Annotated in this window: 24 protein-coding genes; 20 read left to right on the forward strand and 4 right to left on the reverse strand. The window is 52.4% G+C overall.

The features are described 5' to 3' along the window. Positions 1 to 2: 2 nt before the first annotated feature. The 5 genes from nqrE (at position 3) to sthA (ending at position 4,749) form a co-directional block, all read left to right on the forward strand. Positions 3 to 614 carry an NADH:ubiquinone reductase (Na(+)-transporting) subunit E gene (gene nqrE / locus KP814_RS04260; protein ID WP_127971532.1) on the forward strand — a complete coding sequence of 204 codons (612 nt, stop codon included), beginning with the start codon at positions 3 to 5 and terminating at the stop codon, positions 612 to 614. 30 nt (positions 615 to 644) lie between these two features. Beyond that, positions 645 to 1,871, forward strand: coding sequence for an NADH:ubiquinone reductase (Na(+)-transporting) subunit F (nqrF, locus tag KP814_RS04265; RefSeq protein ID WP_216735582.1), 1,227 nt, complete (start codon positions 645 to 647; stop codon positions 1,869 to 1,871). Positions 1,872 to 1,992: 121 nt separating this feature from the next. Then, positions 1,993 to 2,916 carry an FAD:protein FMN transferase gene (locus tag KP814_RS04270; RefSeq protein WP_216735583.1) on the forward strand — a complete coding sequence of 308 codons (924 nt, stop codon included), beginning with the start codon at positions 1,993 to 1,995 and terminating at the stop codon, positions 2,914 to 2,916. A gap of 4 nt (positions 2,917 to 2,920) precedes the next feature. Beyond that, positions 2,921 to 3,166: a (Na+)-NQR maturation NqrM gene (gene nqrM, locus KP814_RS04275; RefSeq protein ID WP_216735584.1), complete on the forward strand. Its 246-nt coding sequence runs from the start codon at positions 2,921 to 2,923 to the stop codon at positions 3,164 to 3,166. Between the two features lie 188 nt (positions 3,167 to 3,354). Beyond that, positions 3,355 to 4,749, forward strand: a complete 1,395-nt coding sequence (gene sthA, locus KP814_RS04280) for a Si-specific NAD(P)(+) transhydrogenase (RefSeq protein ID WP_216735585.1) — start codon at positions 3,355 to 3,357, stop codon at positions 4,747 to 4,749. A 54-nt stretch (positions 4,750 to 4,803) separates the two neighbouring features. On the opposite strand, the gene KP814_RS04285 is transcribed toward sthA, so the two are convergent. The 3 genes from KP814_RS04285 to KP814_RS04295 form a co-directional block, all read right to left on the reverse strand. Further along, positions 4,804 to 5,550 (reverse strand): glycerophosphodiester phosphodiesterase, encoded by a 747-nt coding sequence (locus KP814_RS04285; RefSeq protein WP_216735586.1) that lies wholly within the window; start codon positions 5,548 to 5,550, stop codon positions 4,804 to 4,806. 12 nt (positions 5,551 to 5,562) lie between these two features. After that, complete coding sequence (locus tag KP814_RS04290) at positions 5,563 to 6,675, reverse strand: 3-deoxy-7-phosphoheptulonate synthase (protein ID WP_216735587.1); 1,113 nt, start codon at positions 6,673 to 6,675, stop codon at positions 5,563 to 5,565. Between the two features lie 81 nt (positions 6,676 to 6,756). Next, positions 6,757 to 7,317, reverse strand: a complete 561-nt coding sequence (locus tag KP814_RS04295) for a DUF2062 domain-containing protein (RefSeq protein WP_216735588.1) — start codon at positions 7,315 to 7,317, stop codon at positions 6,757 to 6,759. A 213-nt stretch (positions 7,318 to 7,530) separates the two neighbouring features. Here KP814_RS04295 and KP814_RS04300 point away from each other — a divergent pair, with 213 nt between their 5' ends. The 13 genes from KP814_RS04300 (at position 7,531) to prpD (ending at position 20,811) form a co-directional block, all read left to right on the forward strand. After that, on the forward strand, positions 7,531 to 9,735 hold the full coding sequence (locus KP814_RS04300) for a DNA internalization-related competence protein ComEC/Rec2 (protein WP_216735589.1): 2,205 nt from the start codon (positions 7,531 to 7,533) through the stop codon (positions 9,733 to 9,735). Between the two features lie 118 nt (positions 9,736 to 9,853). Next, positions 9,854 to 10,489: a MotA/TolQ/ExbB proton channel family protein gene (locus KP814_RS04305; protein WP_127971518.1), complete on the forward strand. Its 636-nt coding sequence runs from the start codon at positions 9,854 to 9,856 to the stop codon at positions 10,487 to 10,489. After that, entirely contained in the window at positions 10,486 to 10,905 is a 420-nt protein-coding gene (locus KP814_RS04310) for a biopolymer transporter ExbD (RefSeq protein WP_216735590.1), read from the forward strand. The genes KP814_RS04305 and KP814_RS04310 overlap by 4 nt, the downstream gene beginning before the upstream one ends. Before the next feature lie 23 nt (positions 10,906 to 10,928). Beyond that, positions 10,929 to 12,686, forward strand: coding sequence for a lipid A export permease/ATP-binding protein MsbA (gene msbA, locus KP814_RS04315; protein WP_216735591.1), 1,758 nt, complete (start codon positions 10,929 to 10,931; stop codon positions 12,684 to 12,686). Then, a complete protein-coding gene (gene lpxK, locus KP814_RS04320) occupies positions 12,683 to 13,699 on the forward strand; it encodes a tetraacyldisaccharide 4'-kinase (RefSeq protein ID WP_216735592.1) in 1,017 nt (338 codons plus the stop codon). Before msbA ends, lpxK begins: the two co-directional genes overlap by 4 nt. Continuing rightward, positions 13,692 to 13,874 carry a Trm112 family protein gene (locus KP814_RS04325; RefSeq protein ID WP_127971510.1) on the forward strand — a complete coding sequence of 61 codons (183 nt, stop codon included), beginning with the start codon at positions 13,692 to 13,694 and terminating at the stop codon, positions 13,872 to 13,874. The genes lpxK and KP814_RS04325 overlap by 8 nt, the downstream gene beginning before the upstream one ends. Position 13,875: 1 nt before the next feature. Next, positions 13,876 to 14,643: a 3-deoxy-manno-octulosonate cytidylyltransferase gene (gene kdsB / locus KP814_RS04330; RefSeq protein ID WP_216735593.1), complete on the forward strand. Its 768-nt coding sequence runs from the start codon at positions 13,876 to 13,878 to the stop codon at positions 14,641 to 14,643. Further along, positions 14,640 to 15,122 (forward strand): low molecular weight protein-tyrosine-phosphatase, encoded by a 483-nt coding sequence (locus tag KP814_RS04335; protein WP_216735594.1) that lies wholly within the window; start codon positions 14,640 to 14,642, stop codon positions 15,120 to 15,122. The genes kdsB and KP814_RS04335 overlap by 4 nt, the downstream gene beginning before the upstream one ends. 1 nt (position 15,123) lies before the next feature. Then, positions 15,124 to 16,137, forward strand: a complete 1,014-nt coding sequence (gene murB / locus KP814_RS04340; RefSeq protein WP_216735711.1) for a UDP-N-acetylmuramate dehydrogenase — start codon at positions 15,124 to 15,126, stop codon at positions 16,135 to 16,137. Positions 16,138 to 16,488: 351 nt separating this feature from the next. After that, positions 16,489 to 17,163 (forward strand): GntR family transcriptional regulator, encoded by a 675-nt coding sequence (locus tag KP814_RS04345; protein WP_253938155.1) that lies wholly within the window; start codon positions 16,489 to 16,491, stop codon positions 17,161 to 17,163. Between the two features lie 48 nt (positions 17,164 to 17,211). Continuing rightward, positions 17,212 to 18,090: a methylisocitrate lyase gene (prpB, locus tag KP814_RS04350; protein WP_216735595.1), complete on the forward strand. Its 879-nt coding sequence runs from the start codon at positions 17,212 to 17,214 to the stop codon at positions 18,088 to 18,090. Between the two features lie 78 nt (positions 18,091 to 18,168). After that, complete coding sequence (prpC, locus tag KP814_RS04355) at positions 18,169 to 19,296, forward strand: 2-methylcitrate synthase (protein ID WP_216735596.1); 1,128 nt, start codon at positions 18,169 to 18,171, stop codon at positions 19,294 to 19,296. Between the two features lie 30 nt (positions 19,297 to 19,326). Then, positions 19,327 to 20,811: a 2-methylcitrate dehydratase gene (prpD, locus tag KP814_RS04360; protein WP_216735597.1), complete on the forward strand. Its 1,485-nt coding sequence runs from the start codon at positions 19,327 to 19,329 to the stop codon at positions 20,809 to 20,811. A gap of 96 nt (positions 20,812 to 20,907) precedes the next feature. Here prpD and tviB read toward each other — a convergent pair whose 3' ends face one another. Then, positions 20,908 to 22,185 carry a Vi polysaccharide biosynthesis UDP-N-acetylglucosamine C-6 dehydrogenase TviB gene (tviB, locus tag KP814_RS04365; RefSeq protein ID WP_216735598.1) on the reverse strand — a complete coding sequence of 426 codons (1,278 nt, stop codon included), beginning with the start codon at positions 22,183 to 22,185 and terminating at the stop codon, positions 20,908 to 20,910. Between the two features lie 459 nt (positions 22,186 to 22,644). Between tviB and KP814_RS04370 the strand changes: the two genes are divergently transcribed. Further along, positions 22,645 to 24,003 (forward strand): TIGR03013 family XrtA/PEP-CTERM system glycosyltransferase, encoded by a 1,359-nt coding sequence (locus tag KP814_RS04370; RefSeq protein ID WP_253938174.1) that lies wholly within the window; start codon positions 22,645 to 22,647, stop codon positions 24,001 to 24,003. A 136-nt stretch (positions 24,004 to 24,139) separates the two neighbouring features. After that, entirely contained in the window at positions 24,140 to 24,778 is a 639-nt protein-coding gene (locus KP814_RS04375; RefSeq protein ID WP_216735600.1) for an XrtA/PEP-CTERM system exopolysaccharide export protein, read from the forward strand. Positions 24,779 to 24,823 lie beyond the last annotated feature (45 nt).

A 24,823-nucleotide genomic window follows, 5' to 3' on the forward strand; every position in this document is an offset into this window, starting at 1 on the left:
GCATGTTTGAACATTATCTGAGCCTCCTTGTCAAGGCGGTATTCGTTGAAAACATGGCCTTGGCCTTCTTTCTGGGGATGTGTACGTTCCTGGCTTTGTCCAAAAAGATGGAAGCGGCTATAGGTCTCGGTATTGCGGTTGTCGTCGTACTGGCTGTGACCGTGCCTGTTAACAACGCCATTTATAATGGCTTGTTGCGCGAAGGCGCATTGAGCTGGGCGGGACTGCCTAATGTTGACCTGAGTTTCCTTGGGTTGCTGACTTACATCGGCGTTATCGCCGCTATCGTACAGATACTGGAGATGGTGCTGGATAAATTCTTCCCCGCGCTCTATAACGCGCTGGGTGTGTTTCTCCCGCTGATTACCGTTAACTGTGCGATCATGGGCGCCTCCCTGTTCATGGTTGAGCGTGATTACACATTCGGAGAGAGTCTGGTGTACGGTTTCGGCGCTGGGCTGGGCTGGGCGTTGGCGATCATCGCTTTGGCCGGTATTAGAGAGAAGCTGAAATACAGTGACGTTCCTGAAGGTCTGCGTGGTCTGGGCATCACCTTCATCACCGTAGGTCTGATGTCGCTTGGTTTTATGTCTTTCTCAGGCATTTCTCTGTAATCGGTCCGAACAGGTGAAGGTTAATAACAAATGAACACTGAAATCATATTGGGCGTAGTCATGTTCACCGCCATAGTGCTATCACTGGTGGCGGTGATCTTGGCGGCGCGCGCAAGACTGGTCAGCTCGGGCGACGTCACCATTGAGGTGAACGGCGATCCCAATCACACAATCAAAACGCCAGCTGGCGGCAAGTTGCTGCAAACTTTGGCTGGAGAGGGCGTGTTCCTGTCGTCCGCCTGCGGCGGCGGCGGTAGCTGCGCGCAGTGTAAATGTAAGGTTTTCGACGGCGGCGGCTCCATGTTGCCGACGGAGAGAGCGCACTTTACGCGTCGTGAAGAGAAGGAAGGCTGGCGCTTGTCCTGTCAGGTTGCTGTTAAGCAGGACATGAAAATTGAAGTGCCGGAAGAAGTCTTCGGCGTCAAGAAGTGGGAGTGCGAGGTGGTGTCTAACCATAATGTCGCTACTTTCATCAAAGAGCTTGTATTGAAACTGCCGGATGGCGAAGTTGTTGACTTCCGCGCGGGTGGTTACGTTCAGCTTGAGACGCCAGCTTACGACGTGACCTTCGATAAGTTTGAAATCGAAGAGCGTTTCCGCGAAGACTGGGACAAGCACAACCTGTGGCGCTTCCGTTCTGTCGTTAAAGAGCCGGTGATTCGCGCATACTCCATGGCGAACTATCCGGAAGAGCGCGGCGTACTGAAGTTCAACATCCGTATCGCGACGCCTCCTCCAGGCACCAACTTCCCGCCCGGACAAATGTCTTCATGGGTATTCTCGTTGAAGCCAGGCGATAAGGTAACGGTATACGGACCCTTCGGTGAGTTCTTTGCTAAAGAGACTGATGCGGAGATGGTGTTCGTTGGCGGCGGCGCTGGTATGGCTCCAATGCGTGCGCACATTTTCGATCAGCTGAAGCGTCTTAAGACCAGTCGTAAAATGTCCTTCTGGTATGGCGCTCGTAGCCGTCGTGAAATGTTCTACGTTGACGACTTTGACGGTCTGGCTGCGGAGAATGACAACTTCCAATGGCATGTGGCTCTTTCCGATCCGCTGCCTGACGACAACTGGACGGGCTACAAAGGTTTCATTCACAACGTGTTGTATGAAAACTATCTCAAGGAGCATCCAGCGCCGGAAGATTGTGAGTTCTACATGTGCGGACCGCCCATGATGAATGCGGCGGTTATCAAAATGCTGAAAGACCTGGGTGTTGAGGACGAGAATATTCTGCTAGACGACTTTGGTGGTTAATATTATTTCTGCGTTCCTCAAAATCAGAAAGCCCGCCAGTGCTTTACTGCTCTCCAGCAGTCTCGCATTGGCGGGCTGCTTTCATTCTGGCCCGGAATTGCACTCTTCTGAGGGCAAAATCATGGGTACGACCTATCATGTCAAATGGGCTTCTGATTCGAGCAAGTCGGAGCAGGAGCTGGCGCAGGGCGTATTGGCGCAATTGCAGCTGGTTGATCGCCTGATGTCGACGTATAAGCCCGAATCGGAATTAAGCCGCTTTAATCAATCTGAACCTGGAAGCTGGTTTGATTTCTCGCCTGAGTCATTTGAAGTCTTTCAAATTGCGCAAGGCGTCAGCGATATCAGTGGCGGCGCTTTTGATATCACAGTGGGTAAGCTGGTGAATCTGTGGGGCTTTGGTCCTGATCTTCGTCCAATTAAGATTCCGGATGACGCCACGCTTTCCAGCGAGTTGTCCAAAGTCGGCTACCAGCACCTCAAATACCAGGCGGACGGCGATAAGGTTCTCAAAGAGACGGCGATGTACGTTGATCTCTCCGCCGTCGCCAAAGGCTATTCCGTTGATCTGGCTGCTAAATACCTGGAGTCGCAGGGCGTTACTGATTATCTGGTCGAGGTTGGCGGCGAAGTCATGCTGAGTGGCCACAAGCCTGATGGTCAGCCATGGCGGATCGCCATAGAATCGCCGGTAGTGGGCGAAAGGCGGGCGCAAAACGTGGTGGAAATGGACAGGGGCGCGGTAGCCACTTCCGGAGACTATCGTAATTACTTCGAAGAAGATGGCGTTCGTTATTCCCATACCATTGACCCCCGCACTGGCAAGCCGATTGACCACAATCTCGCCTCGGTAACCGTTATCGACGATACGGTGGCGCGCGCGGACGCGTTGGCGACCTCCTTTATGGTAATGGGGCCGGAACAAGGTATGGATGTTGCGGTCAAAAACGATATCGCTGTGTTGTTTATTGTCCGGCGGGACGGTAAGTTTGTAGAAGAAACGTCCCCCGCGTTTTTGAAACGTATCAAACGATTGGAGGAGTAGAGCGATGTATGTGTTTCTTGTTGTTTTCGGCGTCATGCTGCTCATCGTTGTGGCCATGTCCATCGGCGTTATCCTAGGCCGCAAGCCCATCTCAGGTTCATGCGGCGGTATGAGCGCCTTGGGAATGGAAGTCGCCTGCGATATTTGCGGAGGCGATAAAAACAAGTGTGAAAAAGAGACGGAAGCTGCCGCCAAGCAATCTCAGGCGCAGGCTGAAGATCTCGCATACGACGCCACCCGTAAGGGGTGAGCTCTTACCTTATAGAAGCAAGTCCGCGAATGTCTCGATGGCGTTCTGCGGATTGTGATTGAGTTGTCGCACGCGACGGTGCGTTTATCTGACGTCGCGACTTAAGTATTAAATTATAAAGATGTTCCGTCTGGCGGCCTGCGGCGGCTGCAATCCGGCGGGATAGGATTTCAGGAGACCGACAGCGCATGGCTGAATATCGTTATGATGTGGTTGTAATTGGCGCCGGGCCGGCTGGCGAAGGCGCGGCGATGAATGCTGCGAAGCACGGCAAGCGCGTTGCAGTGATTGAGGATAAGAGTCAGGTTGGCGGCAACTGCACCCATATGGGGACGATTCCGTCGAAAGCGTTGCGTCACGCAGTCAAGCAAATCATCCAGTTCAATACCAATACTATGTTCCGGGATATCGGGGAGCCGCGCTGGTTTTCTTTCCCCAGAGTCTTGCAGAATGCGGAGCGAGTGATTGGTAAGCAGGTCAAAATTCGTACGCAGTTTTACGCCCGCAACAGAGTAGACCTGTATCGCGGTCGCGCCAGTTTCATTGATGAGAATCGTATCGAAGTGCGGGGCGGTCTGAACGGTAAAGAAGTCTTGTATGGCAAGCAGGTCGTTATCGCGACAGGCTCCAGGCCCTATCTGCCTGAAGACGTAGACTTCACTCATCGTCGTATCTATAACAGCGATAGTATTCTCAAGCTGAGTCATACGCCTAGAACCCTGATTATCTACGGAGCAGGGGTGATAGGCTGTGAGTACGCCTCCATTTTCGTCGGGTTGGGCGTTAAAGTGGACCTTATTAATCCCGGCGAGCGTTTATTGTCTTTCCTTGACGGAGAAATTTCCGACGCATTGAGTTATCACCTGAGGGATAACGGGGTGCTGGTGCGCCATAACGAGCAATACGATAGCGTGGTCGGGGATGATCATGGCGTTGTGTTGACGATGAAATCCGGCAAGCGTATTCGCGCCGACGCCTTCCTCTGGTGTAACGGGCGCACCGGCAACACAGATAATCTGGGGCTGGAGAATATTGGGCTGGAGCCCAACGCTCGCGGCCAGTTGGCGGTGGATAATCACTACCGCACCAAGATCCCGCATGTATTCGCGGCGGGCGACGTGATTGGCTGGCCCAGCCTGGCAAGCGCCGCCTATGACCAAGGGCGTTCTGCGTCCTCAGAGATAGTTAAGGATGATTTCTTCCGCTTTATTACCGATGTGCCTACCGGGATTTATACGATTCCTGAAATTAGCTCTGTCGGTCGCACGGAAGCAGAACTGACTGAGGCCAAGGTGCCTTATGAAGTAGGGCAGGCGTTTTTCAAGGATTTGGCCCGCGCGCAGATTACCGGCGACACGGTGGGTATGCTGAAACTGCTATTCCATCGGGAAACAATGGAGTTGCTGGGCATTCATTGCTTCGGAGATCAGGCCTCCGAGATCGTACACATCGGGCAGGCCATCATGAATCAGCCTGGTGAACTGAATACCATCGAGTATTTTGTTAACACCACCTTCAATTACCCCACGATGGCGGAAGCTTATCGGGTGGCGGCGTTAAACGGACTTAATCGGATATTCTAATCGGGCTTAGGCGAGCGGGATTTGCGTCCCGTTCGCCTGCTGTCGCGAAAGCGACTACTGCGCGTGAGTCAGGTGCGGTTGCTGGGTCTTCAGATATTTGAGGACGTGGCAGGGGTAGTCGGTGATGACGCTGTGCACGCCCAGCTCCTGTAGACGTAATACATCGGGAATCATATTTACCGTCCAGGTGGAGACTTCCAGTCCCGCCTTTCTGGCTTCTGTCATCAGCTCCTCGTCGGCCAGCTTGTAATACAGCACCAGCATTCGGCAGTTGAGCTTGAGTGCGGTTTGTATTGGTCCAGGGAAGCGTTTCTCCGCGACATATCCCGTATCGATGGAGCCATTCAGTCGCTTGATCTGCTGCAGCACCCATGAGTTGGATGACGTAACGACGACGCGTCCAAACAGCTTTTCGTGTTGGATCAGTTCTACCAGTCGATTGCAAAGAATGTTTAGCCTGGGCTTGGTGTCAGTCTTGATTTCCAGCTGTATCGACTGAAACTCAGGACAGACCGCCAGGATGTCCTGTAGCGTCGGCACCGGAGCTGGCTCATGCCAAGGTGGAACATGCAGTCCTGCGTCCAAATCGCCCAGCTCAGCCGCAGTTAGCTCTGCGACCTTGGCGGCGTGGCCGGTGGTGCGATTAGTGGTTTTATCATGAATGACCATCAAGTGGCCGTCTTTGCTGAGCTGGAGGTCCAGCTCAAAATTGCGGATGCCTTCCTGGTAGGGATGAGCAAAGCCGGCGACGGTATTTTCCGGTGCTTCGCCCTTGGCGCCCCGATGACCCACAATAATCATATTGAGTTTCCGTTATTTGGCCTTTTTGTAGATTGTTTGGCGTTTAAGATAGGTTTCCCTGCATAAATTCGCATCTTCCAGAAATGCTGGCAAATCCGGCATGGTCAGCGCCTGCGGGCCATCTACCAGGGCTTTGGATGGGTGAGGGTGGAAGTCCACCAGAACCATATTGGCGCCCGCGATGATCCCCTGGGCAGTGGCGTGAGTAACTTCCAGTATGCCGTCGGGCGCGCGCTCGTGATTGCCGACAGAATGTGACGGGTCAACGCAAACTGGCATCCGGGTAAGGCGTTTGATGACAGGGACATGAGCGAAATCCACCAGATTGCGGTGAGGCGCTCCGCCGTCGGTTTTCATGCCTCGCAGGCAGAAGACGACATTGGCGTTGCCTTCGCTCGCCAGATACTCCGCAGCATTGAGAGATTCATTCAGTGAGATGCCAAAGCCTCTTTTCAGCAGCGCTGGATACTCTTTTTGTCTGCCGATGGCTTTGAGCAGCTCAAAGTTCTGTGTATTGCGGGTGCCGATTTGCAGCATGACGCCAGTAGGGCGGCCGGTTTTCTCCAGGCACTCATCAATTTCCTCGATATGGCTCTCGTGAGTAATCTCCATGGCGATGACTTTGATGTCGTATTTGCCCGCCAACTCGAAGACGTAGGGGAGACAGTCTTTGCCGTGACCTTGAAATGTATAGGGATTGGTGCGTGGCTTGTAGGCGCCCATGCGGGTGCATTGCTGGCCGTTCTCTTTCAGGGCGCGCATCATTTCTTCGACGTGAGTCGGGTTGTCCACTGCGCAAAGGCCTGCGAACACATGGAAGCTCTCTTGATCGAAGGTCAGTCCATTGTAGTGAAATCCTGTAGTGCGCTTGCTGTCCGCGTGGCGGCCAAGAATGCGATATTCTTCAGAAATGCGAACGACTCGTTCAACAGCGGGTAAGGCTTCCAACTCTTCGGCGTTCAGCTTCTTGGTGTCGCCAAGAAGATAGATTTCCGTCAACTTCTGCTGCTGGCCCTGAATTTCATGGACTTTGCTGGAGACGCCCGGCAGTGCGTCAATAAAGTTCAAGGTTTCTCTATAAGCTTCTGAGGAAATATCTGTGTCAGGGTGAAGAATGATCAGCATAGCGGTTTCCTGAAGTAGGGGTGGACTCTTGAGGCGGACGGGGTCCGATGCTTGTTTTTTCGCCGCGGGCGACGATGTTCCTTATTGAGCTTTGGTATTCTGGCAGGTCATGCCCGACGCGCGTCGGGCTGCGCGCTTTTCCTGTCGTTTGCGCCAGTCATGTCTGATTTTACGACGCCACAGGTACTCGACGACAACATAGCCCAGTACGGAGAAGAATAGCCCGCAAATGAATGAGCCGAAATAGAGCGGCAAACCAATCTGATACAGCTTTTCTCCTAGCCAGGCGAAACTGAGCTCAAATTCAAAATGAACTTTCGGCATGCCTAAAATGTGTGCGCCAACCAGATAGTTGAAATAAAAAATAGGCGGCATGGTGACAGGGTTGCTAATCCATACGAGTGCGACGGCCAGTGGCAGATTGCAATTTACCCAGACCGCGATGAATGCGGCCACCACCATTTGGAAAGGCATGGGAATAAAGCTGCAGAACACGCCAACCAGAACGGCCTTGGCGATGGCATGGCGGTTGATATGCCAGAGGTTGGGCTCATGTAAGATGTCGCCTAAAAAATGCAGAGACTTGTTTTCTTTGAGCTTGTGTGGATTTGGCATCCACTTCTTGATGAAATCTTTAGGCATTTGCTGATTACAACCGCGTGAAAGTCGTATAGAGTGCTGCTCCGAAAAAAGCCGCCATATATTAGAGTGTAATGTAAATTTAGGGAACAACCGATGCGCACATGGATGCTCGCGCTAACCGCCGGATGGCTAACAGTTTTTTTATTCGGCCATCATTGGCTTTCATTCGTCTCCCAGTATGTCTGGATTTTCCCCCTTTTAAGCATTTTAGCTTTGCTGAGCGTTATTGCGGGGAGTCTCAGCGGCCGAGGTCGCTATTATACCCCGGCATTGTTTCTGTTTGGGGTCATTTTCGCCGGAATTCGATTACAAAATATTGCGGAATCCTTGCCGCCGTCACTGCTTGGCGAACCCCTGCAACTGCGCGGTGAGATATGTAGTTCCGTGCGCGCCGGTAATGTGCAGTCCTTTTCCTTTTGTGTCGCAGAGGCCCGTGTGGATGGCGTTTTGCTGCCAGAGCTGGCGAGCAAGACCATCCGTTTATCCTGCTACTACTGTGACGTGGAGTTGCACGAGTCCGGACGTTATTCCCTGCAGGCGAAGCTAAAAGACCTTTGGCCATTACAAAACTTTCATGATCCATGGGGTTGGCAAAAGCTGTGGCGGTCAGGTTTGTACGCCAGAGGTTCCATTGCCCAGGGTTCTGTTGAGTTGTGGGCAATGGAACGGGCTGAGGGGCTTATGGGGAGACTGGCTGAGTTTCGGTCTCGGACTCGGGGTCTGGTTCGCTCGACGACGGCGTCGATGGCGCATCAACGAAGTTTCCTGGCGCTATTTCTGGGCGCTCGCACAGAGCTGGGTGCGTCGCAATGGGATGTGCTGAGGCGCTCCGGTCTGACGCATTTATTGGTTATCTCCGGCCTCCATATTGGTTTGATAGCAATTCTGGTTATGTTCGCCTTGCGTTGGGCGTTTTGTTGGCTCCCTCGGCAGTTCGCCGACTGGGTTGCGTGTGGGTTGACTATATTGGCGATACTCTCCTATGTCGCTCTGATCGATTACGGTCTGCCAGCGGTGCGCGCTGCATTGGCCGTTTCTCTTGCGCTGCTTATGCTGAGGTTGCGTCGACGGATATTGCCGTCGACTTTCTTTATTGCGGTTCTCACCTGCAGTTTGCTTCTGGACCCTTTGGCTCCCTGGAGCGCGGGCTTTTGGTTGTCTTTCGTGGCGGTGGGGCTGCTCTTTGTGACCTTTGGTCATCGACCGCTGCAATCCTTTTCGAAACCAGGATCGCTGTGGCGGTCGCAAATGGCTTTGACAGTTGGTCTGGCAGGAATTCTGGCGATAAGTTTTCAGCAGATTCCGTCGGCGGCTCCATTGGCGAACCTGGTCGCAACGCCATTGGTGACGCTGATTGTGGTTCCCTTGGGGCTGATGGCGCTTGCTGTGGCTTTGGTTTGGCCGGCCGGCGGTGAGATGTTGTTGCGGATGACGGATATCTGTCTGGATGGGTTTTGGCGGGTAGCCGAGCTGGCCTCGTTAGGTCCTGCTCTGCAAACGCCTCTGGAGATGACGCTGGCGTCAGTCAGCTTCGTCATCGTCGGAATCTGTGTAGCGGGGGCGATGCGGATGCCCGGCGCTGTCTGGTTTATCGGAGTGCTGGCGCTAATTGGGGCAGGGATGCGTGAGCAATATGAGCAGGTTTGGTTCCGTTTTACCTTGTTGGATGTTGGGCAGGGATTGGCGTCAGTGATAGAAAGTCGTGGCGAAACGGCTTTGTATGACGCGGGCCCTGGCTTCGCGGATGGGTGGAGTGCTGGGGCAACTGTGGTCGATCCTTACTTGCGGTCTATTGGCGTCAAAGGATTGAAGTACGCGGTTATTAGTCATGGAGATAGCGATCACGCTGGCGGCTGGGGCGATGTCCGCACAAATTTCATCGTGGCGTCCGCGCTTTCTGGTGAACCGGACAGAGTGGAAAGCTCTAAACCCTGTATCGCCGGCGCCAACTATCAGGTCGGGGTGGCGAGAATGGAGGTCCTTTGGCCTCTGGAGGGAGCGAGAGGGAAAGGTAATAACCGTTCCTGCGTAATACGTTTGACGGTGAGGGGGCTTAGCATACTGATGACTGGAGACATTGAGGCGTCGGCGCAGCGGGCGCTATTAACTGAAGCCAAAGACAAGCTGGCGTCTGACATACTGGTCTCGCCGCATCACGGTAGCGCCTCCAGCTTTTTGCCCGAGTTCGCTTCCGCTGTGTCGCCTCGGGTTGTCATTGCTTCAGCAGGTTATCTCAATGCCTTTGGGCATCCACATAAGCTGGTGCGTGATTGGTTTGAGCGCAGAGGCGCAGCGTTTTATAACACGGCCGAGGTGGGCGCTGTGCAGATATCGATTGAAGAGGGCGACGGCGCGGTAAAAATACAGTTTGGCGGACCTTGGGGCGAGGTTCTGATGGCGTTGGATAAGAATCGCTGATTCTGTGAACAACCCCGTGCTTTTAAAGGACTAAGATTACTTACCGATAAGCTTTTGCTGTTACGGTTTGTTTATAGGCTGTGGTAAAGTATGGCAATTTTTTTGAGGAGACAGATGCGTGTACGAGTTGTTAAAGGCCGGCGGCTTGATAATGATCCCTATTTTGCTATGTTCAGTGGTGGCTCTAGCGATCATTATTGAAAGATTCTGGACTCTGCGTCCGCAAAAAGTTGCGCCGCGCTCTATCGTTAACGATTTGATGGCGCGCCTTAAGAAAAAAGAACTTAATGGCAAAACCCTGAAAGACCTCCAACAATCCACTCCCCTTGGGCGCGTTCTCGCCGCCGGTCTGATCAACGCCAAACATGGTCGTGAGATCATGAAAGAAAGTATCGAGGAAGAAGCCAGTCATGTTGTGCATGAACTGGAGCGTTTCCTGACGGCGTTGGGTTCTGTGGCGGCGATTGCTCCCCTGTTGGGACTGTTGGGTACGGTTATCGGTATGATCGACGTGTTCGCCGAAATTCAAATTGCCGGCACTGGCAATACGCAAGCATTGGCGGGCGGCATTTCCAAGGCGCTGATTACTACCGCGGTGGGTTTGACTATCGCTATTCCTGCACTGGTATTTCACCGTTACTTCCAGCGTCGTGTGGATGAGCTGGTGGTTGAGATGGAGCAGCAGGCGTTGAAGCTGGTTGAAGTCGTGCACGGCGATCGTGACGTCGACATGAGCGGAGTGAAAAGCAAGTGAAATTCCGGCGCCAATCCAGAGAAGAGTTGTCAGTAAACGTAACGCCTCTGATTGACGTTGTTTTTCTGCTACTGATCTTCTTTATGGTCTCAACCACGTTCACCAAGGAAAGCCGTCTTGCGGTGGAGCTGCCGAAGTCCTCAGGCGAAGCGTCTGAAAGCCTGGCTGATCAAATTGAGGTCGTGATCAATAAAGACGGTCAGTACACCGTTAATCAGCGAGTACTGATCAATAGTCAGATCGCTACATTGAAAAGGGCGGTGGAGCAATTGTCCAAGGGCAAGAACGATCTTCCGTTCATCGTTACGGCGGACGCCAAAACCCCCCACGAATTCGTGGTCCGGGCAATGGATGTCGCCGGTCAGCTCGGGTATCAGAAGTTGAGTATTACCACTCAACGCACCGAAGCCGAATAACCTTATCCTGACTAAGGGCTGACATGTCAAAAGTCGCAAAGCAGTATGCCGGCGCGCAAGTGTACGGCAGGCTGCTGTCTTATTTGAAGCCGTTATGGAAGGTCTTCGCTCTAGCGGTGCTGGGTAATGTGATTTACGCATTAGCCAGCGCCGGGATGGCGGATGCAACCAAGTACATCGTCGCGGCGATCGAAACTCCAAGCCCGGAAGGGCGTTTCCTGGTTCCCATGCTGATCATCGGCATATTCGCCCTGCGCGGCCTGGGTTCATTTTGTGGTGGCTATTTCATGGCGCGTGTGGCCAGGGGCATTGTTCACAGAATGCGCCTGGAGCTGTTTCGCCATCTGACCGTATTGCCGTGTCGCTTCTTTGACTCCAATTCAACCGGACATCTGGTTTCCCGTATTACCTATAACGTGGACCAGGTGACAGGCGCCGCCACCAATGCGATTACGGTTGTCCTGAGAGAAGGATTTACGGTCATTGGGTTGATGGGGTACATGATCTTTGTCAGCTGGAAGTTGACGCTTCTGTTTCTTGTCCTTGGTCCGATCATCGGTGTCCTTATCAGCTACGTTTCCAAGCGATTCCGGCGTATTAGTCATCGCATACAAAGCAGCATGGGAGACGTTACTCATGTGGCTTCGGAATCCATTGGCGGATATCGCGTGATGCGGACTTTTGGCGGCGAGGAGTACGAATTCAATCGCTTCATGAAAGCCAGTGAGTACAACATCGCGCAGGCGCTGAAAATGTCGCTCACGCAGGCGCTGTCAACGCCGATCATTCAGCTGGTTATCTCCGTTTTTATCGCCCTGTTGGTGTGGCTGGCTCTTAGTCCTGAAATTCGCGGCAATATGAGCACTGGCGAGTTTCTGGCCTACATCACTGCTGCGACGACCTGCGCTAAGCCCATCAGGCAGTTGACTGAGGTTAACGCCGTCATTCAGCGAGGGATCTCCGCGGCGCAGGATGTATTCATGCAGTTGGATGAGCCGATTGAAAAAGACGAAGGCGCATTTACGACGGAGCGAGTGCAAGGCCGATTGGAGTTCAAAGGATTGGGCTTTAGTTACGGTGATGAAGGCAAGCCTGCGCTTCAGGACATTAACCTCGTAATCGAGCCGGGCGAGACCGTTGCGCTGGTTGGGCGTTCCGGTAGTGGGAAGTCCACGTTGGTCAGTCTTCTGCCCAGATTTTATGACTATGAAACTGGCGAAATTCTGTTGGACGGAAAACCGCTCAAAGATTTCACTCTGACGTCTCTGCGTCGCCAAATCTCCATTGTGACTCAGCAGGTTGTGTTGTTTAACGATACGGTCACCAACAATATTGCCTACGGCGCTTTGGCTGATGCAACGCCTGATCAGGTGCGTGAAGCGGCGAAATCTGCAGACGCGTTGGATTTTATCGAGCAGCTGGAGCAAGGCTTCGACACGCTGCTGGGCGAAAATGGAACGCGTTTGTCTGGAGGGCAGCGGCAGCGCATGGTTATAGCGCGGGCGCTGCTTAAGGACTCTCCGATACTGATTCTCGACGAAGCCACGTCCGCGCTGGACACTCACGCGGAGCGGAATATTCAGAGCGCGCTGGAAACCTTGATGAAAGGCCGCACCACATTGGTGGTTGCCCACAGGCTTTCCACTATTGAGAACGCCGATAAGATCGTAGTCATGGATCAGGGGCGTATTGTGGAAGTCGGCACGCATCGCGAGTTGATTGAAAAAGATGGCGCTTACGCGGCTTTACACAAGCTGCAGTTCAGTGAAGCCGACGCATGAGCGCATGGATCGAGGGAGTCTGGTACGGTAAGTCGCGCTGGAGATTTCTGCTGTGGCCGTTGTCATGGCTCTACCTGTTGGTCGTTGCAATCAGAAAAACCATTTTCACCATGGCAAAGCCCCCGGCTTCCGCCGCGGGTGTTACGTCTATGCGTCCGCCGATTATTGTGGTGGGCAATCTGACGGTGGGGGGTGCTGGTAAAACTCCCTTGGTGGTAGCGCTGGTGGAGTACTTTCAGCGTAGAGGACTGAGGCCCGGCGTTGTAAGTCGGGGATATGGCGGTGTGAGCGAATCATATCCTGTTCTGGTGGAGCGAAATCCTGACCCCAGAATAACAGGCGATGAGCCTGCCCTGATTCACATGCGCACGAGGTGTCCCGTTGTAGTGGCGCCTAAGCGGGCGGAAGCGCTGCAAAAACTGCTGGATGTATATGATTGCGATGTGGTGATCAGCGACGATGGATTGCAGCACTTGGCATTGCCGCGGGATATGGAAATTGTTGTGGTGGATGCGCAGCGAGGGTGGGGCAATGGACTTTGTCTTCCTGCAGGCCCTTTGCGGGAACCGGTCAGGCGCGTGCAGTCTGTGGATCTGGTCGTCAGTAATGGTTTGCATGCGCAGGTCAATGCTGATTACGCAATGCAGTTACGTCCTGTGCGCTGGAAAAAAGTGTCTGGCGAGGAAGAAAAAAGTACTAATTACTTTGCTGGGCGCACTGCGCATGCTGTTGCGGCGATCGGGAATCCGGGGCGCTTTTTCGCAACCCTGGCGGATCTGGATGTCGCCTCCATTCAGCATGCGTTTCCTGATCATTACAGTTACGCCCAGAAGGATATAGAATTCAACGATGATCTTCCCGTTTTGATGACGGAGAAAGATGCGGTCAAGTGTAAGTCGTTCAATCTTGAAAACGCTTGGTACCTGGAAGTTGGCGCTGAGCTCAACTCTACGTTTTATGAGAGGATCGACGTCAGACTAAACGAATTGCGGAGTCACAAAAAAGATGGATAAAAAACTATTGGCCATCCTTGCCTGCCCAGTGTGTAAGGGCGACTTGAAGTATGACCGGGAGAAGCAGGAGTTGGTCTGTAAGAACGACGGTATGGCTTTCCCTATCCGCGACGGCATTCCGGTGATGCTGGAGAAAGAAGCGCGCACACTGACTACTGATGAGCGGTTGAGCTGATATGAGCGTGTTCACCGTTATTATTCCCGCCCGCTACGGTTCCTCCAGGCTGCCAGGCAAGCCTTTACTGGATATTGCTGGCAGGCCTATGGTTGCGCATGTATACGAGAGGGCGCAGGAAAGTCTGGCCAAGCGTATTTATGTCGCAACGGACGATGCGAGAATTGCTGAGGCGGTGGAAGGTTTCGGGGGCTCTGTTCTGATGACTCGTACGGACCACCCTTCAGGCACGGATCGTTTGGCGGAGTGCGCGGATATTCTCGAGCTGGACGATGATGAAATCGTCGTTAACGTGCAAGGGGATGAGCCGATGCTGCCGGCGGAACTGATTAGTCAGGTCGCTAATAATCTGACGGCGAATCCGCAGGCGGGAATCGCTACGCTGTGCGAGCGAATTCACGACCGGGAAACTTTATTTAATCCCAATGCCGTCAAGGTTGTGAAAAGTGAAGCGGGTATGGCGTTGTATTTCTCCCGGGCGCCGATTCCCTGGGCGCGGGATTATTTTGCCGATCCAAGCGCTGGGCTGCCTCCTACTTATGACTTTTATCGCCACATAGGCATCTACGCTTACCGAGTTGGCTTTTTACGGGATTATGTCACCTGGGGAAGTTGTCCGCTTGAGGGGATTGAAAGTCTTGAGCAGCTGCGCGCCATGTGGCGCGGCGTGCCCATTCATGTGGATGTGGTGGCGAAGGCTCCGCCGGCGGGTGTGGATACGGAAGCTGATTTGCAGCGCGTACGCGCGATGATGGCCAAGACATCATGATCAATATTTTGTTTGTGTGTATGGGTAATATCTGTCGGTCACCCACAGCGCATGGCGTTTTCGAGGCGTTTCTGCAGCGTGCAGGGCTGACGGACTGCGTGGAGGTGGATTCCGCCGGCACGGGCGGCTGGCATGCGGGTGAGCTGCCTGACCGTCGGGCGCGTGAGTTTGCCGGTAAGCGTGGTTATTCTCTTGAGCACATTCGAGCTCGACAGGTGACCGCAGATGACTTTGAGCAGTTTGACCTGGTATTGGCGATGGATCGGGACAACCTCGCGAACTTGCAACACATCTGCCCCCAGAAGCATCAATCTAAAGTGAAGTTGTTTTTGGACTTTGCTTCGTCCAGTGATGAGCGTGAAGTGCCGGACCCCTATTACGGCGGCCCTCAGGGGTTTGAGCATGTACTGGACTTGGTGGAAGACGCCTGTGAAGGGCTTGTTGAACATGTTCAAGGGCAACTAAAACATCGTGGCTGATATGCATTGGGAGTTGAATGCGGACTTGGCGATGCGCCACACCATGGGGTGTCCCGCTCGGGCGGAGCGCATGGTGACGGTGGCGAATATTGATGATATTCGTCGCGTGCTGTCAGAGCTGATATCTACATCTGTCCCTGCTTTTGTGCTTGGCGGTGGCAGTAACGTTGTTTTTACCCGTGATCTTGCAGGTGTTGTCATCAATATGGGGAACCGTGGCGTCAGTGTGGATGCTTCGGATTCCAGTGGCGATATTGTGCGGGCGGCCGCTGGCGAGAACTGGCATGAGTTTGTCTGGTGGACGCTGGAGCAAGGCTACATAGGGCTGGAAAACCTGGCTCTGATTCCGGGTACCGTGGGCGCCGCTCCAATTCAGAATATCGGCGCCTATGGCGTGGAGCTTAAGGATCGGTTGCACTCCGTGTGGGCGATTCACATGGATACGCTTGAGGAGCGGGAGTTCTCTCTGTCTGACTGCCGCTTCGGCTACCGCGACAGCTTCTTCAAGTCGGAGTCGGGAAGGCGATGGCTGATCTGGGAGGTGGCTTTCAGGCTGTCGGCTGAAACTCCACTGGTTCTCGAATATGCAGAGCTAAAAAGGCGCTGGGAGCTGGAGGGCGCTCCCTGTGACGCCAGAGCGGTCGCCAAATTGGTGGAGGCTATTAGAACGGAAAAGCTGCCTGATCCGACGCAATTGCCTAATTCTGGCAGCTTTTTCAAAAACCCTATTGTGTCTGCCGCGCATTTTCTTGCTCTCAGCGAGAAATTTCCTGATATTGTTTCTTTCCCGCTCACGGACGGTTCTCGGAAGCTGGCGGCGGGTTGGTTGATTCAGGCTTGTGGCTGGAAGGGCTTCCTGGAAAATGGCGTTGGGGTTTATCCCAAGCAGGCTTTGGTGCTTATTAACCCCGGTCATAAGTCGGGTGCTGAAGTGAAGTTGCTCGCCTCCAGAATACAGGCCTCTGTTGAGGAGCGCTTTGGCGTGTCTCTGGAAGTCGAGCCTCTCATTTTGTAAACAATCTATGCGCCATTGGCTTGCTGTTGGCTAAGTGAGTGGCGCTTCCTTCTTCTTCCGCCTTGTTTTGCATTCATTCTGCATCTGTAGTTAGTTCGGATACACTATTTGGATCTTAGTGTCGGGCTATCAAAAATCTCATATAACATCATGAAAAAAATGGATTTTGTCTTCTTCTATAAATATCTGTGATTCTGAGCGGCCAGGCAGAGCTTGCTTTAAGGGTATTCCGCTATTGTAAAAAACGGCTTGAAGCCTCTTTCTCTTTGTTGGCAAAATTGTTTACAATCCTTTGGCGTGCGCCGGCGCAATGGTTGTGTTGGCGCGATACAGGAGAAAATTGTAAACAATATGGCTGCGCCTGACTCCCGAACTCTTGCTGACCAAGCTTTTGAGCGCCTGCAAACTGCTATTGTCAAAGGCGACATTCGAGCAGGAGAGAAAATTAGTGAGGCGGAGCTGTCTGCAAAATTTGGCTTTGGCAGAGGGCCTTTGAGGGAAGCACTGCACAGATTGGAAGGCAGAGGGCTGATTGTTCGCAAGGCTCATTCTGGAGCCAGAGTGGTGGCGCTGACCTTCGAAGAGCTGATTGAGTTGTATGAAGTGCGTGAATCCCTTGAGGGGATGGCGATTCGATTGGCGTCAGAGCGCATGTCGCAAGAAGAAATAGACGATTTGAAGCGGCTGATGGATATTCATGCTGAGCAAATCAAGGAAGAGAAAGGACTCGCCTATTACCAAAAAGAAGGCGACTTCGACTTTCATTTCCGAATTATATCCGGCAGTAAAAACCGTAAGCTCAGCAATATGCTGACAGGCGAGTTATATCACTTGTTGAGGCTATATCGATATCGTCTCAGCACATTCAGCGGTCGACCCGAAAAAGCGTTTCATGAGCACTGGCGTATTATCGAGGCGCTTGAAGAGCGGGATGGCGACTTGGCTGAACTCTTGATGCGGCGACACATTTCCGCTGCGAGAAACAATTTAATCAGGAAGTATCGCGATGGAGAGTTGCAGCTATAGCACGCTGTGAATCATCCGTCTCTCAATGGTCTGCAACAGGGGGCTTATATGTCAGCAGGACGTCGCTTTCGCAAAGCGCTAGAAGATAACCAACCGCTGCAAATTGTCGGGGCTATCAACGCCTATTGCGCGATGATGGCGGAAAGAGTGGGGCACCAGGCTATTTACTTGTCAGGTGGTGGCGTGGCCAATGCGTCATTTGGACTTCCTGACCTGGGAATGACCAGCATGAATGACGTCCTGGAAGATGTACGCAGGATTACAGCGGCGTCGGAGCTGCCTTTGTTGGTCGATATCGATACTGGATGGGGCGGCGCCTTCAATATCTCGCGTACAGTCAAAGAAATGATCCGCGCCGGGGCTGCGGCGGTACACATTGAAGATCAGGTGGCGCAAAAGCGTTGTGGGCACAGGCCTAATAAAGAGATTGTCAGCCAGGAAGAAATGGTGGATCGGATAAAGGCCGCGGCCGATGCGCGCACGGACAAAGACTTTTTCATCATGGCGCGAACGGATGCGTTTGCCCAGGAAGGGCTGCAGGCGGCGATTGACCGCGCTGGCGCCTGTCTGGAGGCTGGCGCCGACGGCATATTCGCTGAAGCGGTGACGGAGCTGGAGCATTATCAGGCCTTCACGGATGCGCTGAGCGCGCCTATTTTGGCCAACATTACTGAGTTCGGGCAAACCCCGTTATACAACAAGGCTGAACTGGCTGGCGTCGGCGTGGCGATGGTTTTATATCCATTGAGCGCTTTCAGGGCGATGAATCGCGCAGCCTTGAATGTGTATGAAAGTATTTTGAGTAAAGGCGATCAGAAAGAGGTGGTCGATTCCATGCAGACTCGTATGGAGTTATACGATTTTCTGGGATATCACGATTACGAAAAGAAATTGGATGCGCTGTTTGCGGCGAGGAAAAACAAATAACGCATAAGTCGCTGCAAGCATTGAGGTTTCGCCCTGGCGAAACTCTTAAAACAGTCTGATGCAAGAGGAGAATTAGCAATGGCGGAAAAAAATATTGGAGGCGCGGGCCTGAGAGGTCAGGTCGCAGGACAGACGGCGCTATGCACGGTAGGTCAGTCAGGGCATGGTTTGACCTATCGGGGATACGGCATTGAGGTGCTTGCCGATAAAGCTGAATTTGAGGAAGTGGCCTATTTGCTACTGCGAGGCAAACTGCCCAATCAAGCGGAGCTGAGCGCCTACAAGGCGAAGTTGAAGTCGCTGCGGTCATTGCCTCAGGCTCTTAAGGAAGTCTTGGAGCGAGTTCCCGCCGATGCGCATCCAATGGATGTGATGAGAACCGGCTGTTCCATGCTGGGCGTTTTGGAGACGGAGGCTGATTTTTCGCAGCAAGATGATCATATCGACCGCATGCTGGCGCTTTTCCCGTCCATCATTTGTTACTGGCATCGTTTCAGTCAGGATGGCGTGCGTATCGAGACGGAAACTGACGATGACTCCATCGGCGCGCACTTCCTGCACATGCTGCATGGAAGCAGGCCGGACGCTTTGCATGAAAAAGTGATGCACGCTTCTCTGATTTTGTATGCGGAACATGAGTTCAACGCCTCGACATTTACGGCCAGGGTGTGTGCTTCTACGTTGTCGGACATTCATTCATGCATTACCGGCGCCATTGGTTCGCTACGCGGCCCTTTGCACGGCGGAGCCAATGAAGCGGCGATGGCGATGATTGAAAAGTTCACGAGCCCCGAAGATGCGGAAGAGCAGATCATGGGCATGCTGGAGCGCAAGGAAAAAATTATGGGCTTCGGGCACGCCATCTATCGTGAATCCGATCCCCGCAACGCCATTATTAAGAAGTGGGCGCAAAAGCTGTCGGAAGAAGTGGGCGACAAGGTGCTCTATCCCGTGTCCGTGCGCTGTGAAGAAGTCATGTGGCGTGAGAAAAAACTATTTTGCAACGCAGACTTTTTCCATGCTTCAGCCTATCACTTCATGGGCATTCCCACCGAATTGTTCACGCCGATTTTTGTTATGTCGCGCCTGACTGGTTGGGCTGCGCATGTGAAAGAGCAGCGTGAGAACAATCGCATTATTCGGCCCTCGGCGGACTATACCGGTCCAGAGTCCGCTGAATGGACTCCGATTGAACAGCGTCATTAATACGAATAACCAAATTGAGGAAGAAAGAGAATGGGTGCGAATGTAGATCTGAATGATCGTCCTGATTATGACAAGGTCATTCAGGATATTGCTGACTATGTCCTGAACTTCAAAATCGAATCCCAGGAAGCGCTGGATACTGCAAGAAACTGCTTGATGGACACTCTGGGGTGCGGCCTGTTGGCGTTGAGATTCCCTGAGTGCACCAAGCACTTAGGCCCGATTGTGGAAGGCACGGTCGTGCCCAATGGCGCTCGCGTTCCAGGTACGCAATTCCGTCTGGACCCTGTTAAGGCGGCATGGGATATCGGTTGTATCATTCGCTGGCTGGATTACAACGATACTTGGCTGGCGGCGGAATGGGGGCATCCCTCCGATAACCTGGGCGGTATACTGGCGGTGGCGGACTACTTGTCTCAGAAGCGCGTCGCAGCTGGGAAAGAGCCTTTGACCATGCGGGATGTTCTGGAAGCCATGATCATGGCTCATGAAATCCAAGGCGTCATTGCTCTGGAGAACAGCTTCAACCGCGTGGGTCTGTGTCATGTGCTATTGGTGCGTATTGCTTCCACTGCTGTGGTGACCAAGCTGAAAGGCGGGGATAGAGAGCAGATTATGGCGGCGGTTTCGCAGGCCTGGGTCGACGGCTCTTCGCTGCGTACTTATCGCCACGCGCCGAATGCCGGTTCACGTAAGTCCTGGGCGGCGGGCGACGCAACCTCTCGGGCGGTGCGTCTGGCTGACATCAGCATGCGCGGTGAGATGGGAATTCCGGGCGTTCTGACGGCTCCACAGTGGGGTTTCTATGACGTGTCCTTCAGCAAGACCGTAGCCGACCAGAAGGTTAAAGCGCCCGAAGATCGGGTCTTCAAGTTCCAGAGAGACTATGGTTCATACGTGATGGAGAACGTACTGTTTAAGATCTCTTTCCCTGCGGAATTCCACTCTCAAACAGCGGCGGAAGCGGCGGTTACGTTGCATCCACAGGTCAAAGACCGGTTGCAGGATATCGATAAGATCGTTATCACGACTCATGAATCTGCGATCCGTATTATTTCTAAAGTTGGCCCTCTTGCGAATGCGGCGGACCGCGATCACTGTCTGCAATACATGACAGCTGTGCCGTTGGCGTTCGGTAATCTGGTGGCGGAACATTATGAAGATGACTTCCATGCTGCGAACCCGATTATTGATGAACTGCGCAACAAAATGGAAATCGTAGAAGATAAGCGCTATAGCCAGGAATATCACGAGCCGGACAAGCGCTCCATCGCCAACGCGGTGCAGGTGTTCTTCAAAGACGGAACGTCCACGGATAAAGTTGAAGTAGAGTATCCGGTTGGCCATCGCCGCCGTCGCGAGGAGGGTATTCCTTTGTTAGAGAAAAAATTCCGCGCCAATTTGGCGACGCGTTTCCCTGGTAAGCGCTGCGATGATATTTTTTCTCTGTGTAAAGATCAGAAGACGCTGGAGGCGACGCCAGTTAACGAGTTTATGGATCTATTCGTTATCTGATGCTTGTGATCTGACGCCCTCTTTTTCAGGAGGGCGGCGTAAAAATAAAAAAGCGCGGATATCCGCGCTTTTTTATTGTTCAGTTTCTGGTTGGCCCTACAGGCGTCCATCCACCGAGTCTTTCGGAAGAACATACTTGACGTCGAAGAGGACGTGGTTGTCCTTGCCGAGTTTGCGGATATTTTCTATTCCCATATCTTTGAACTGCTTATGAGCCACAGTAAGAATAATGGCGTCATAATGGTTTGCTTTCAGTTCTGGAATAACGCGAATGCCGTATTCGTGCTCCGCTTCCGCAGGACTGGCCCAGGGGTCGTAGACATCAACGTTGGCGTTGTACGACTCAAAGGCGCTGATAACATCGACTACGCGAGTGTTGCGGATGTCGGGGCAGTTCTCCTTGAACGTCAATCCCAATACAAGAATGTTGGCTTCAGCCACATGTTGCTTGCGTTGCGTCATCATGCGAATGACACGTTCCGCCACATGTTCGCCCATGCCGTCGTTAATGCGTCGGCCGGACAGGATAATTTCTGGATGGTGACCAACCGCCTGGGCTTTGTAAGTCAGGTAGTAAGGGTCGACGCCGATGCAGTGACCGCCAACCAGGCCAGGGCGGAAGGGGAGAAAGTTCCACTTGGTGCCGGCCGCTTCCAGTACTTCCAGTGTGTCGATGCCAAGCTTTTCGAAAATCAGCGATAGCTCGTTAATCAAGGCGATATTGACGTCTCGTTGAGTGTTCTCGATAACCTTGGCCGCTTCAGCAACTTTGATGCTGCTCGCTTTGTGGGTGCCCGCGACAATGATGGATGCGTAGAGTTCGTCTACGTACTGGGCGATTTCAGGAGTGGAGCCGGAGGTGACCTTCAGAATGTTGATGACTCTGTGTTCCTTGTCCCCTGGGTTGATTCGCTCGGGGCTGTAGCCAGCGAAAAAATCCTGGTTGAACTTCAATCCGGAGATTTCTTCAAGTATTGGAACGCAGACTTCTTCCGTTGCCCCGGGATAAACGGTGGACTCGTAAATAACAACGTCATCTTTTTTCAGTACTTTGCCGATTGTGCGGCTGGCTGACTGTAAGGGTCTTAGGTCGGGTGTCTTGAAGTCGTCGATAGGCGTTGGGACGGTGACAATGTAAACATTACAGGATTGTATATCTTCAAGTTTGTTGCTGTAGGAAAGTTTATTGGCTTCAGCAAGTAGTTCGGGTTCCACTTCCAATGTGCTGTCTTTACCGGATTTCAGCTCCTCGATACGGGCGGCATTGATGTCAAAGCCAACGGTAGAGAACTTCTTGCCGAACTCGACGGCCAGTGGCAGGCCAACATAACCCAGGCCCACAACTGCAATTTTTGCGTTCCTCAAATCTGTCATTGGAAACCCTTTAAGCGAGATAGTAGTAGTATTTTATTTAAAAAATCGAACTATAATGAGCGTCCGTCGTTAGACGGTCTCCGCGGAAGCCCTTGGCAATTCCGTGGAAACTCAGGAAATAGCCCGCGCATCCATGATTGGATCATGCGCTTAAGGCTAAATCATTCAAGACTTCGTTTGGGCTGATGTGCGCGTCTCGACCATTGCGACAATATCAAGCGAACTCTTGAGAAATTTAGCCAAAGCGCGTCGCCGCGCAAGTATATCGGAAAATACGCGCCAAGATATTTGAATTTAGTTTAACAATACTCTTTTGTATTTGCTTAACTTAAGTTGTCCAAAAAAATTTGATAGCATGAGCGGCCCTCAAGTCTAGGCTGCAAGTCCGTGTTGGTAAGGAGAAAAGGCTTGGCCCACGTACGTATATTCCGGCATTACATACATTTGCCCTACATTATCATGGGCGCCGCGGACCTGGTGGTCTTAGGCGCAGTATTTTACTGTGGCGTTTTCTTCCGTTATTTCGGCGAAATTAATTTTTTCCTTGATAACTATCAAGTCGCCTTCCCCGAGGCGCTGACCTTTGCGGCGGTGAATCTGATCATCATGATCGCGATGGGGGTCTATCCCGCCAAAACCCAAGAGGGGATGTCGGGCATGATGTTGAGAACGATATTCTCGATTCTCATGTCCGCCGCAGGTTTGTCATTCCTATTTTATGTAACCGAATCCTGGTTGTGGTACTTCGGCAAGGGCGTTTTGGCCCTTTCGTCCGTCCTGGCGATTTTTATCCTGGGAATATCTCGTAGTCTGTTCCTATTTTTCGCCAATGAACAAAGCTTCAAGCGCAATGTCTTAGTGCTCGGCGCAGGAAATCGTGCGAGTAACCTTTATGACGACTTAAAAGAGCCTCTGGACCGTCGAGGCGTTGAGTTGATGGGGTTCGTGCCTGGGCTTGATGAAGAGGTCAAGGTGCCTCATCAGAAAGTATTGACGATTCCTGGAACGTTGAAAGAGTACGTTCTACAGCATCCTGTCGATGAAATTGTTATCGCGCTGGATGACCGCAGGAAAAAATTGCCCTTGGATGATCTGCTGGAATGCAAGATGGAGGGGGTGCATATTGTGGATGCCCCCACGTTCCTGGAGCGCGAAGGACGCAAAGTGGCGCTGGACTTGATCCAGCCTAGCTGGATGATTTTCGCAGACGGGTTTGGGGCTGTTTCCACCCGCAGCATCACCAAGCGTGGCTTTGATATTTTATCCAGTCTAAGCCTGTTGCTCGTGACTTGGCCTATTATGTTATTGACGGTGCTCGCCATTAAGCTTGAGGAAGGCTGGTCGGCTCCGGTGTTATACAAGCAGGAGAGGGTGGGGCTAAACGGTCAGCCGTTTCCTGTTATGAAGTTCCGTAGCATGAGGGTTGATGCGGAAAAGCATGGCGCTGTCTGGGCGCAGAAAAATGACACTCGTGTGACCCGTATTGGCGGCTTTATTCGTAAAGTGCGTATCGACGAGTTGCCGCAAATTTTTAATGTTTTGCTCGGAGATATGGCTGTAGTCGGGCCGCGCCCGGAAAGACCTATTTTTGTGGAAAAGCTTTCGGAAAAGATTCCTTACTATAACGAAAGGCATAGAGTGAAGCCCGGTATTACCGGTTGGGCGCAACTCTGTTTCGCTTACGCCGATAGTGAGGAGGACACCAAGGAGAAGCTGCGGTATGATTTATACTACATTAAAAATCAGAGCCTACTGCTTGATTTGATTGTATTAATTCAGACCGTTGAGGTTATTTTGTTTAAGAAAGGCTCCCGGTAAGCGGGCGCTCGGGTTTTTAACATTGGCATCATTGTTTTGAAGTATTTGGCAGGGCGTAATGTTGGAAAACTATCCGGAAAAACCTGGCTGCTGAAGAGTCGCATTGGATTCAACTGCTGATTAACTTGGGATACTAATGATGAAAATTAACGCCTTGAAAATATGCGTTCTAGCATTGCTGGCTGTGCTGTTTAGCGCCTGCAGCACGGTTAAGCCTTCCGACAATGCTTTGGTTAGCGCCGCTCTGAAAGACCGGCCGAAGATGCTGGAGTCGTATATTCTAGGGCCTGGCGATGTGGTTAACATAAATGTCTGGCGCAACCCTGAATTGTCTGGAGGAGTGCCAATTAGGCCGGATGGCAAATTGTCTACGACACTGGTTGGCGATATCGTAGCGTCCGGCAAAACTCCGGCTCAGTTGGCTGAGGAAATCAAGCAAAAGCTGTCGGTTTATATTCGTGAGCCTCAGGTAAGCGTTGTTGTCACCGGAATGCAGAGCTATGAGTTTTCCAGTAGGGTGCGCGTTACTGGCGCTGTGAAGTCGCCGATTTCAATACCTTATCGTCATGGTATGACTGTCATGGATGTCGTATTGACAGCCGGCGGGCTGAATGACTTCGCTAGCGGCGACGGCGGCGTGCTGTACAGGCAGTATCAAGGGAAGACCGTTATCATTCCTGTAAAATTAAATGAAATCTTTCAGGAAGGCGACGTGACCACCAACTATGAGTTGAACCCTGGGGATATAATTACTGTGCCTGAGAAGGTGTTGTAATACGACGCAGTTGGGGGCGAAATTGAATTTGAGACAGAACTTTTC

This window comes from Hahella sp. HN01, from assembly GCF_018986435.1.
GTDB lineage: Bacteria > Pseudomonadota > Gammaproteobacteria > Pseudomonadales > Oleiphilaceae > Hahella.